The sequence below is a fragment of the Streptomyces sp. NPDC003011 genome (assembly GCF_053591515.1).
The window spans coordinates 32,426-43,607 of the sequence record NZ_JBSFTY010000073.1; the positions used below are offsets into that span (position 1 = coordinate 32,426).

Annotated in this window: 6 protein-coding genes and 2 pseudogenes; all 8 read right to left on the reverse strand. The window is 73.1% G+C overall.

Annotated features, from left to right (window positions below):
- Positions 1–755 precede the first annotated feature (755 nt).
- A complete protein-coding gene (locus tag ACWD0J_RS30875; RefSeq protein WP_451499131.1) occupies positions 756–1,997 on the reverse strand; it encodes an SUKH-4 family immunity protein in 1,242 nt (413 codons plus the stop codon).
- 331 nt (positions 1,998–2,328) lie between these two features.
- The gene (locus ACWD0J_RS30880) at positions 2,329–2,508 is read right to left on the reverse strand and encodes a hypothetical protein (protein ID WP_451499132.1); all 180 of its coding nucleotides are present in this window, start codon (positions 2,506–2,508) and stop codon (positions 2,329–2,331) included.
- A 265-nt stretch (positions 2,509–2,773) separates the two neighbouring features.
- Complete coding sequence (locus ACWD0J_RS30885) at positions 2,774–5,086, reverse strand: xanthine dehydrogenase family protein molybdopterin-binding subunit (protein WP_451499133.1); 2,313 nt, start codon at positions 5,084–5,086, stop codon at positions 2,774–2,776.
- Complete coding sequence (locus ACWD0J_RS30890) at positions 5,083–7,272, reverse strand: 2Fe-2S iron-sulfur cluster-binding protein (protein ID WP_451499134.1); 2,190 nt, start codon at positions 7,270–7,272, stop codon at positions 5,083–5,085. Before ACWD0J_RS30890 ends, ACWD0J_RS30885 begins: the two co-directional genes overlap by 4 nt.
- Complete coding sequence (locus tag ACWD0J_RS30895; RefSeq protein WP_451499135.1) at positions 7,269–8,162, reverse strand: FAD binding domain-containing protein; 894 nt, start codon at positions 8,160–8,162, stop codon at positions 7,269–7,271. Before ACWD0J_RS30895 ends, ACWD0J_RS30890 begins: the two co-directional genes overlap by 4 nt.
- A 330-nt stretch (positions 8,163–8,492) precedes the next feature.
- On the reverse strand, positions 8,493–10,166 hold the full coding sequence (locus ACWD0J_RS30900) for a beta-N-acetylhexosaminidase (RefSeq protein WP_451499136.1): 1,674 nt from the start codon (positions 10,164–10,166) through the stop codon (positions 8,493–8,495).
- A gap of 4 nt (positions 10,167–10,170) precedes the next feature.
- A pseudogene (locus ACWD0J_RS30905) lies at positions 10,171–10,755 on the reverse strand (carbohydrate ABC transporter permease); the annotation flags it as partial.
- A pseudogene (locus ACWD0J_RS30910) lies at positions 10,751–11,182 on the reverse strand (carbohydrate ABC transporter permease); the annotation flags it as partial. The pseudogenes ACWD0J_RS30910 and ACWD0J_RS30905, both read right to left, overlap by 5 nt.

Genomic DNA, 11,182 nt, shown 5'->3' on the forward strand with positions numbered 1-11,182 from the left:
AGGACTTGTTCAGAGCATGGCACCGACCATCGCCATGGGGCGACGGCACCACCTCAGAAGCCAAGCACGTGTGGCCCACCCGTGAAGAGGTGGGCCACACGTGCGTCACCTATCAGTCCTTGGACTCCTCCGTCTCTCGCCACACCCGACGAAGGGTCTTCCAAGCACGCAAAGTGCGCGCCGCTTCAGCGAACAAGGCCCGGAGGTTCACCAAGACAAGGGCGGCGACCCCGAACACCGTGACGATCACTGTGGCGACAGTGGAACCGTGCACTAGACCACCTTTCTCGATGGTCTCCCCGCCCCAACCTACCTGTGGCATCCATGCGTTGTACGCAGTTCCTCACAGGCCAGCGGTCCTGGTTCCGTCTCAGTTTCCGTCTCGTTCATCCCCGTACGCGACCGTCCAAAGCCGTTCACCATGCACCGGCGATCACGCCTCAAGTACGGGTTCGAACGCGGGTGAACAACTCTGGATCATGCTCTGACCGGCCCGGACAAACCTGCAAAGCGAGTTACGCGGGTTCGAATCCCGCCACGGCCTCCGAAGAAGACCCGCCTCGTCCGGATCAGGACGTCGGCCCGGTGACGCGGACCTGCAGCAGGCGCGGCGAGTTCTCGAAGCCAGGCCTCGCGGTCGAGTCCCTGCGGGGTGGCGCCGTTACGCACGATCCACCGCCGGCGGAGTTCGGCCACGGCGGGTCAGTCGCCGGGGTCGGCCGGGCGGACGGCGATGTCCGGGTGTCCCGTGCCGGTCACAGCACCCCACCCGCCTCGTCCTGGAACCGTGCCGTCCAGTAGTGCCAGTCGGTTCGGGCTGCCGTCCCGGCGAGTGTCCCGGCTGTCGCCGCCGCGGTGGGTCCCGCCAGGGGTCCCGCCTTCGACTCCGTCGAGTCCAGGCTCGCCAGCACCTGGATCATCGTCATCGCCAGCTGGTCGTACGTGTCCGTCGTCAGCTCGTGGGCCAGGTCCTTGTCGATCGCCCGCTCGCGGTGGAGCAGCCAGAGGGTGAGGGCCAGGGTGGAGACGTCGGTGTTCAGCGGGTAGAGGGTGGCGTCGAGCTCGTTCCAGTTCAGGACCGCGCCCGTCGCGCCGTCGATGACCAGGCTGTTGCCCTCGACGAGATGCCCGACGCGTACCAACCGATCGGCCCGGTCCGGGAGTTCGATCGACTGGCCCCTCTCGGCGTAGTGCTCGGCCAGCGTCGGCAGCGGCATGTCCGTGTCCAGGTGGAAGAGGTAGCCGTGCTCCGGCAGGCCGACCCCGCTGAGGAAGCGGCGGGTCGGCTCGTGCGTGAGAGTCGTGGGGAAGTCGACGTCCTCGAAACGCGCCACTCTGCCCTGACCGAACTCCTGGTCCAGCAGCCGGGCCGGGAACCGCAGTGCCAGACCCGAGTCCGTGCCGGGGCCCGCCACCAGCGACAGCGGGCGGATCAGGGCCGCCATCTTCCGGAACGGGGCCGGCTCGCCGCTCGTGCCGTCCTCGAACACCGCCAGCAGCTGCCGGGAAGCCTGGGCGACCGCCTTCGGCCCCAGCCGTCCCGCATACGCGGCGAACCGGCCGCGCAGGCACGCCAGTTCGTCCGCCACCGCGGCGAACCGCGTCAGTGTCGCGAGCGAGGGAGCAAGCGGGCGGGCGGCCATCACATCGGGGCGGTGAGGAAAGCCCGACATCGCCGAAAGCTCACCGGTCACGCCGTCCAGCACGACCGACTCCGTGTCCAGGCCGCCGGGGCCCGCCGACCCGCCTGTGACCAGTTGAGCCCGCACAGCCCGCAGGTCCCGCAGGTCGCGCACGAGCAGCCGGTCGGGGTCGCCCTTCGAGGCCGCCGCCGTCCGCAGGCCCGCTCCGCGCGGTACCGCGAAGCTGAACTGGCCGCCGTCGCCCGCGAGTCCGGGGCCTGTCAGCCAGCGGCGCGTCGTCCCGTGTGCGATGTACCGGTCCAGCTCGGCCCCGGTCAGCGTGATCGTCGCCGGACAGACGTCGGTCGTGCCCATGTGTTCCCCCGTTGTACGTGCCCACAGTCCCCGCGCAGAGCACGCACAGCCGGCCAGGTCCGGCAGCCGTCCCCCACTGCCCAGAACACTACGCGGCACCACTGACAACGCCCGCGGACCACACGCTCCCGCACCAGAAGACGCTCGAACCACCTGGCTCGTTCCCTCCCGGCCATGACGCCGGTGACGAGGACGACGGCGGGGCCCGGATCCTGCGTCATGACGCAGGCCGACGGATGGCTCCCGGCTCAGCCGGCCGCTTCCGGCAGCCCGCCGCTGTCCGCACAGCCGAGTGCCGTCACCAGCGCGAGGGTCGCCGAGCGGAGCAGGGTCAGGTCGGCCTCGCCCCGTCGCCGTCCTCGTCCCCCTCGCCCTCGCCGTCGCTCCTCGACGCCCGGATCGCGATGGCGGTGCTTCTCGACACGCGGTACGCCGCCGCGTATGTGTCATGGAGGGTCCGCGCGGCTTCCGGCAGCGTGTCACCGGCGTCGGACGACGAGAACTCCTTCACCCCGGTGAGAGTCTGCGCGGCCCTCGCCGCGTCCCCGGACCGGACGGATTCCCCCGCCAGTGTTCCGCCGCCTTGATCAGCTCCTCGGCGGAACCCTCCCTCTCACTCCCACCGTCACCGCACCCCGCCGACGTCACCCGAACCACCGTGACTCCGGCCGCGGCCGCGGCCGGCTCTCATCCGGATGACCGCTCTCGTCCCACCAGGACTGCCGGCCGGCGCTTCCCGGTACTCGGCCGGTTCGGCCGCTCGGGCCCCGCCCCGGTCACTGCGTCGTCACCACCGCGGCCTGCGGCCGGATCGGGAGGCGGTTCACCGGGCGGCCCGTCGCGGCGCGGACCGCCGAGGCGATCGCCGCCGGAGAGGTCACCACCGGTACCGCGCTGACCGCCTTCGCGCCGAAGGGGGCGACCACGTCGCGTTCCTCGACCAGCTTCACGATCCGGATGTCGGGGGCGTCCAGGGCCGTCGGCAGGGCGTAGCCGGTGAGGTCGGGGTGGCGGATCAGGCCGCGTGCGCTGCGCAGGTTCTCGGTGAGCGCGATGCCCACGCCCTGCGTGACGCCCGCCTCCAGGCGCGCCGCCAGCTGGGCCGGGTTCAGCACCCGGCCGACGTCCTGGGCGAGCGCCAGCTCGACCACGCGCACCGAGCCCAGCTCGATGTCGACGTCGACCACCGCGCGGATCGCGCAGAAGGCGAGGCCCACGAAGGCGTCACCCTGGCCGGCCTCGTCCAGGGGCTCCGTCGGGTGCGGCCGGCACTGGGCGGTCGCCCACAGCTCCTTGCCGTCCATCGCCTCGGTGACGGTGGTCGACAGCACTCCGTCGTACGAGGTGATCTTGCCGTCGGTGATCTGGAGCAGCTCCGTGGACATGCCGAACTTGTGCGCCAGGGGTTGCAGCAGTTGCGTACGGACCATCTTGGCCGCGCGTTCCACCGCGCCGCCCGACACCCAGGTGTGACGGCCGCGGGAGCCCGGTCCGGCGGGCGGCTGGTCGGTGTCGACGGGGGCCACGTGGACCTCGTCGATGCCGAGGGTGTCCTGGACGATCTGCCGGGCCAGCGTGGTGAAGCCCTGGCCGGTCTCGACCGCCGCGCACAGCACCGTCGCCACGCCGTCCTGGACCCGGACGGTCGCCGTGGAGACCTCGTCCGCGCCCTCCGCGCCCAGCATGTGCACCATGCCCAGCCCGTAGCCGACGCCCCGGCGCACCGCGCCCGGTTCGCCCGCGCCCTCGGGGCCGCCGGGCAGCAGCCACTCGTCCTCGGGCGTGTCCATCGGCAGCGGAGGGAGCGGGAAGTCCCGGACCGCCTGCAGGAGTTCGGCGACCGGCGCCGGGCAGGTCACCGTCTGGCCGGTCGGCAGGACGTCCCCCGTGGCCATCACGTTGCGCAGGCGCAGCTCCGCCGGGTCGACGCCCAGCTTCTTCGCCAGCTTGTCCATCTGCGCCTCGTAGGCGGCGCACACCTGCATCGCGCCCTCGCCCCGCACATGGCCGGAGGGCGGGTTGTTGGTACGGACGGCCCAGCCCTCGATGAAGGCGTTCGGGACGATGTACGGGCCGCAGGCGAACGAGACGGCGGCGGCCAGCGCCTCCGACGAGGTGTCCGCGTACGCGCCCGCGTCGAGCAGGATCTGCGCCTCCACCTTCACCAGCCTGCCCTCGGCGTCGGCGTGGTGGCGGTACCGCAGGAGGGTGGGATGCCGGTGCACGTGGCCCAGGAACGACTCCTCGCGGGTGGCGGTGAGCTTCACCGGGCAGCCGGTCTTCAGCGCCAGCAGGCCGAGCGGGAGCTGGAAGCCCTGGTCCTCGCGGTCGGCGGTGGCCCCGGGGACGCCGGTGACGACGACCTTCACGCGCTCCGCCTCCAGGCCGTAGCAGGCGGCGGCGGTGTCGCGGTCGGTGTGCGGGTCCGTGGAGGCCACGTACAGCTCGACGCCGCCGTCGGGCCGCGGCACGGCGAGACCGGCCTCGGCGCCGATGGGGGCCGGGTCCTGGCGTCCGATGCGGTACAGGCCCTCGACGACGATCTCGCCGGCCGCCTCCGGGTCGCCGTGGCGCAGCGGGATGTGCCGGATCAGGTTGCCGTCGGGGTGCAGCGGCTCGGCCTCGAAGGCCTGCTCGGGGTCGGTGACCGGGTCGAGTACCTCGTACTCGACGATGACGGCGGCCGCGGCCATCCGCGCGGTGTCGGGGTGGTCGGCGGCGACCGCCGCGATGGGCTCGCCGTGGTGGCGTACGACCTCGGAGGCGAACACCGGACGGTCGGGTCTGCCCCGGCCGTGCACCGGGGTGCCGGGCACGTCCTCGTGGGTCACGACGGCCCGTACGCCGGGCATCTCGCGCGCGTGGGACGTGTCGATGGACACGATGCGCGCGTGCGGGTGCGGGGAGCGCAGCACGGCCGCCCACAGCAGGCCCTCGGCCCACAGGTCGGCCGCGTACGGGAAGGTGCCCTCGGTCTTGGCGCGGGCGTCGACGGCCGGCAGGGACGCGCCGAGGCCGTGCGGGATCGGCTCGGGGGCGGGTGCTGCCTCCGCGGCGGTGGTGGTCGCGGTGGCGGCTTCGTTGCTCACGCCTGGCCTCCGTCCTGTCCCTGTCCGGTGGGTCCCTGCCCGGGTCCCTGTGCGGGTCCGGGTCCGTGCCGGTGTCCGAACATCTGGTCGTGCTCGGCCGGTTCGAACGCCGAGCGGTTGACGCCGCCGGCGCCCGGACCCGCCTGGTGCGGAATACGCGGCTCGTCCGCGTCCGACTCAGTGTCCGCCGCGGCGTGTGCCTCGCGCTCCGCGACGACCTCCTTGACCGCCTCCACGACGCCCCGGTAGCCGGAGCAGCGGCAGAGGTTTCCGCACAGCGCCTGCCGGGTCTCCCGCTCGCTCGGCGCGGGGTTGCCCTCCAGCAGGTCGTGCACGGTCATCGCCATGCCCGGCACGCAGAAGCCGCACTGCACCGCGCCGCACCTGGCGAGCGCCCGCTGCACGTCCGACGGCTGCCCGTCGACGGCGAGTCCCTCGACGGTACGGACCTCGCTGCCGGCCGCGGTCACGGCCGGGACCAGGCAGGACGCGACGAGCCGTCCGTCGACCTGGACGTTGCAGGCCCCGCACTCGCCCTGCGAGCAGCCGTCCTTGGCGCCCGCGAGGCCGAGCCGCTCGCGCAGCACGTAGAGCAGCGACTCGCCGATCCAGGCGTCGGTGACGGGGCGTTCCACGCCGTTGACGCGCAGGACGTAGGAGGCCAGGGGGTGTTCCTCGCCCGACGGCGGAGGTGCCTCGTCGCCCGCCTCCGGGGCGGCGGCGGCCTCCTCGGCGGCGTCCAGCCCGGGCTCGGTGTCCGTCGCGTCGCCCGAGACGTGCTCCACGGTGGCCTCGGCGGCCCTCTCAGCGGCCTCCACGGCCTCCGCGGCCTCTTGGGCGCGCTCTGCCGCCTCCACGGCCTCACCGGGCCCGTGGGCGGGCTGTGAGGCGTCCCCGGCGGACTCGGCGGGCGCGTCCGCGTACGCCTCGGCGGCGGACCGCTCGGAGGTGTGTCCGTGAGGCTGGTCGGAAGCGTCCGGGTAGCGCTGTTCGAAGGCGTGCCCATGGGGCTGCTCGGGCGCGTGCCCGCTCGGGTGCGGCTCCGCCTGCGCGTGCGCCTCGGGCGCGGACCGCTCCCCTGCGTACGTCCCCGACGCGTGCGCCTGCGGGGCGTAGGGATCCTGTACGTGGGATTCCGGTGCGTGAGATTTCGGTGCGTGGGATTCCGGCTCGTGCGTCCTGGGGGCGTGCGGCTCGGGAACGTGCGGCCCGGCGGCGTCCTGATCCGGCGCGTGCGGATCCGATACGCGCGCCCCCGCCCCGTGCGACTCCACGCCCTGCGGATCCGGCGCGAACCGCTCCGGCGCGTGCGCACCCGGCGCTTCCCCGCCGTGCGTCACCCGCTGCTCGTGAGCGCCCTCGAACGCGTCCGGCTGCTCGTGCCCGTCGCCCACCGACTGGCTGTGCCCGGACCCCTGTCCGTCACCCATCGGCCGGTCGTAGGCGGGCCCCGTCGGCCGCCCGTACCCATGCCCGTCCTCCGCGGGCTGCCCAGGGTGTCCGGGGTGTCCGGGGTGTCCGGGGTGTCCGGACCGCCCTGCGTCGTGTCCCGTTGCCGCGTCCGTTGCCGCGTCCGTTGCCGCGTGCGGCTCCGCCGGCTGGTCCGCCGTGTCCGACGGCCGGCCCCAGGGCCGGCCCGCCGCCTCCGTGGCCCAGGGCGCGGAGGCGCCGCCGGGGAGGGTGGCCGGTGGGGTGCCGCCCCACTGCTCCACCAGGGACGACGTGGTGAACTCACCCGATTCGTCCGGGAGGTCGCCACCGGCGACCGGGATCGACCACTGCCCGGTGACGTCGTGGCCCGGCGCCGGAGTCGCGTGCGCGGCGTCCGCCGCCCCCGTCTCCTCGAAGGCCCACTGCCCGGTGGCACCGGGGTTGTACGTGAACCGGTCGTCCCCGGTGCCGTGGGGCACCGCGTTCGGGTCGGGCCACTGGACGCCGTCGGCGGGCGCGGCGGGCATCGTCCAGGAGCCCGTGGCCGCCGGGTCGGTGCCCGCGGTGGTGGCCGGGGTCACCGTGATCTGCGGCGGCACATAGCCGTGACCGGGCGCGGCGAGCGGGAGGGCGTCGACGCCCCCTTCGGGGAGCTTCACGAAGGCGGTGGCGCCGTCGTCGTAGTCGCCCTGGGGCAGCGGGTCCCAGCGGCCCGCGCTCTGGGGCATGCCCTCTCCGTGCTGGTCGTCGGTCACTTCAGCGCCCTCCCCAGTGCTCGTCGGGCCAGCGCGGCGACGGTGCGCCGCAGGTGCAGTACGGCGGGCGGATGCTGCGGTACGGAGCCGTCCCCGGCCGGAGCCGGGTCGGGGATGCAGGCCGCGGCGACGTACTCGCCGAACGCGCTGAGCGCCTCCGGGACGATCGCGCGGCCGTTGTCCCAGTCGATCAGCCGGGCGACCCACTGCTCGGCGTCCAGGGGCCTGAGCGGCATCGGCGCTATGGCGCCGACGGCGCACCGGACTCCGCGCCGGGCGGGGTCGAGCACGAGGGCGACGGAGGCGGCGGCGCGCCCGGGACCGGTGCGGCCGGTCGCCTTGAGGAAGACCTGCGGGGCGTGCAGCAGCGGCACGCGCACGTAGCCGATGAGTTCGCCGGCGCGCAGCATCTCCATGCCGGCCAGCAGATGCGACACCGGGATCTCCCGGCGGGCTCCGCCCTGTCCCGCGATGATCAGTGTCGCCTCCAGGGCGGCCAGCACCGGAAGCGCGTCCCCCGTGGGGGCGGCCGAGGCGATGTTGCCGCCCAGAGTGCCCGCGTTGCGGATCTGCGGCGGGCCGGCCGCGCGCGCGGAGGCCGCGAGCGCGGGGATCAGGGCGGCGAAGTCGGGGCGGCCCATCCGGGCGTGGGTGAGGCCGGCGCCGAGCAGGGCGTGGCCGTCCTGGTACTGCCAGCCGCGGATCTCGCTGATCTTGCCGAGGCCGACCAGCGCGGCGGGCCTGAGCTGGCCGGAGTTGACGGCGGCCATCAGGTCGGTGCCGCCCGCCACGGGCACGGCGGCGGGCATGGTCGCGAGTGCCGCCACCGCTTCGTCCAGCGTCGTGGGCAGCGTGACGGCCTGCGCCGCCTGCGGTGTGTGCGTGGTCAAACCGGCTGCCCCTTCCCGCTGCCCCACCTGGTCCCACCTGGTCCACCTGTGCTGCCGTACGGTACGTGCTGACAGGGCGGATGTGGCAACTCTGGCACATCTTCGCGGGGCCCGAAGACGGGGGTCCGCTAGGAGGCATTCGCCCGTCTCACCAGGGAGATGGTCCGGTTTCGCACGGCATCGCCCGCGCATTCCGATTGACACTCTTCGGTGATCCTTGACGGCCTTTTTCCCGCCCGTGTTCGGGCGGGCCCTGCGCGGCTCCGCCGGCCGGGGAGCAGCCGGAGACAGCCAGGGACAGCCGGGGAGCAAACAGGGATCAGCCCCTCGCTATCTGTTCGGGGGCGGCCCCTCGATCGGCCGGCCGGGCACACCGGGCCGCCGCTGCCACGGCAGCGGCCCCGCCGGCGGCCGGTAGCCGACCCCCAGGGCGTCCAGCACGCGGTAGTGGGCGGCCATCCGCCGCTCGAAGCCGGCGAAGTCCCGTTCCCCGGGGGCGGGCAGGGTGCTCCAGGCCACCTCGGCGAAGGCGGCGAGCCTCGGGAAGGCCTGGTAGTCCACGCGGGCCTGGTCCTCCGTCACCTCGGTCCACAGGTTGGCCTGGGTGCCGAGGACGTGCCGGGCCTCGTCCGGCGTCAACTCCGGTGGCACGGGCTCGAACCGGTAGACGTCCTCCAGCGTGCGGACGTACCCGATGGGGACCGGCTCGTCGGGGCCGTCGTGCTGACGGTGGTCCAGGTACACCTGCTGTTCGGGGCACATGACGACGTCGTGGCCCGCGCGGGCCGCCGCGATCCCGCCCTGGTACCCGCGCCAGGAGGACACGGCCGCCCCGTCGGCGAGACCGCCCTCCAGGATCTCGTCCCAGCCGATGAGCCGACGCCCGCGCGCGGACAGCCACCTGTCGAAGTGCCCGACGAACCAGGCCTGCAACGCGTCCTCGTCCGCGAGTCCGAGTTCCCCGATGCGGGCCTGCGCGGTGGGTGACCGCTTCCACTGGTCCTTGAGGCATTCGTCACCGCCGATGTGGATGAACTCCGACGGGAAGAGACCGAGGAGTTCCTCGAACACCCCCTCGTAGAACCGCAGGGTGTTGTCAGTGGGAGCGAGTACGTTGGCGGAGATGCCCCAGCTGTCCCAGACCGGGAGGGAGGTCGTGTCGATGACGTCGGTGTTGCCGAGTTCCGGGTACGCGGCGATGGCGGCCTGCGAGTGGCCGGGTAGGTCGATTTCGGGGACCACGGTGATATGCCGTTCGGCCGCGTAGGCGACGATCTCCCGGATGTCGTCCTGGGTGTAGAAACCACCGTGCGGCTTCTCCTCCCACAGCGGTGAGGCCCGGTGGCCGAATTTCGTGCGGGCCCGCCAGGAACCGGTCTCGGTGAGCTTCGGGTGCCGCTCGATCTCGACGCGCCAGCCCTGGTCGTCCGTCAGGTGCAAGTGGAGGACGTTGAGTTTGTGCGCGGCCATCAGATCGAGGTAGCGCAGGACGCCGTCCTTGGGCATGAAGTGCCGGGCCACATCGAGCATCAGGCCGCGCCAGCGGAAGCGGGGGCTGTCGTGGAGGGTGACCGCGGGGAACTCCCACTCCTCCCTGACAGCGACCGGGGCCCGGCGGAAGGCGTCCGGGCCGAGCAGGTGACGCAGGGTCTGGGCGCCCCAGAACACGCCGGTCTCGCTCGCCCCGTCGACGGCGAGCACAGGTCCGTCGGCGCCCACGCGGTACGCCTCGGGGCTGCCGGGTTCCCCGGTGAGGTCGGGGAGGATCCGCAGCCGGATCCGATGGGCGTTGTCGCGGTGCGGCGGCAGCGGATATCCCGTCGCCGCGCCGAGCGTCGTACGCAGCCACCGCGCGACCCGCTCGGTGCCGGGGGTCGCCTCGATCTCGGTCCCGGCGTCGATGCGGTACCCCTGGCCCCCGCCGGCCGGGGTCCCGAAGCTGCTCGGGGCCGGGATCAGCTGCACGGGGAGGTCCGGGAACCGGTCGTGGGGAAGTGCGCTCATGTCCTCAGTCCTTGACCGCTCCGCCCAGCCCGGAGACCAGCCGTCGCTGTACGAGTACGAAAAAGATCAGCACCGGAATCGTCATCACCGTGGAGGCCGCCATGACACCGCCCCAGTCCGGGTCGTCCGGCTTGTAGAAGACCAGCAGGGCCATCGGCAGGGTGGACTGGGAGGTGTCGCTGATGAGGAAGGACTTGGCGAACAGGAAGTCGTTCCAGGCCGAGATGAAGGAGAACACGCTCGTGGCCACCAGCCCGGGGAAGACCAGCGGGAAAAGGATCTGCCACAGAAATCGCGCCCGGCTCGCCCCGTCGATGTACGCGGCCTCCTCCAAAGCCTCCGGAACCGCCTTCACGAATCCCCGGAGCATCCAGATCGCGAAGGGCAGCGAGAAGGCGATGTGCGGAAGGATCAGCGAGCCCAGCGTGTTCAGCTGGCCGGCGTCCCGCATGAGGAAGAACAAGGGAATCGTCAGGGCCTCCACGGGCACCGTCTGAGCCACCAGAAACATGATCAGCAAGGTGGTCCGGAGGCGGAACCGGAATCGGGTCACGGCGGTCGCCGCGAGAAACGCGATCAGCGCCGCCGAGCGCGGCCAGCATCAGCGCGAGCCGGGGCACGGCACGCACCCGGGTGAGCAGCACGGCGAGCGCGCAGCCGACCGCCAGCGTCGAGACGACACAGGCCGCCGCGAACAGGACCGTCGCCAGCAGCACCCGCCAGAACCGGTCGTCGCCGAACAGTTCGGCGTAGATCCCGAAGCCCTGGAAGGTGGCCGGTTCGCCGCCGCTGACCTGTGCCTGGGTGTACTCGAAGAAGGAGATCAGGCCGAGCTGGTAGATGGGGTAGACGAGCAGCCCGCCGAGGACGACGAGGGCGGGCGCCAGATACAGCCAGGGCGTCCAGCCGCCCCGCCCGAGCGGCGAGCCGCCCTTCCCGGACCCGCCACGCGGCCGGCGTGTCGTCGGGCCGGCGACTCCCCCGCCGCCGGCGGGCCGGCCGGCGGCGGACCGGTC

Excerpts from the sequence above, each read along its gene's own strand:
- ACWD0J_RS30875 (WP_451499131.1), bottom strand. The coding sequence starts at position 1,997 with ATGGGCACGACCGACGTCTGTCCGGCGACGATCACGCTGACCGGGGCC.
- ACWD0J_RS30900 (WP_451499136.1), bottom strand. The coding sequence starts at position 10,166 with ATGAGCGCACTTCCCCACGACCGGTTCCCGGACCTCCCCGTGCAGCTG.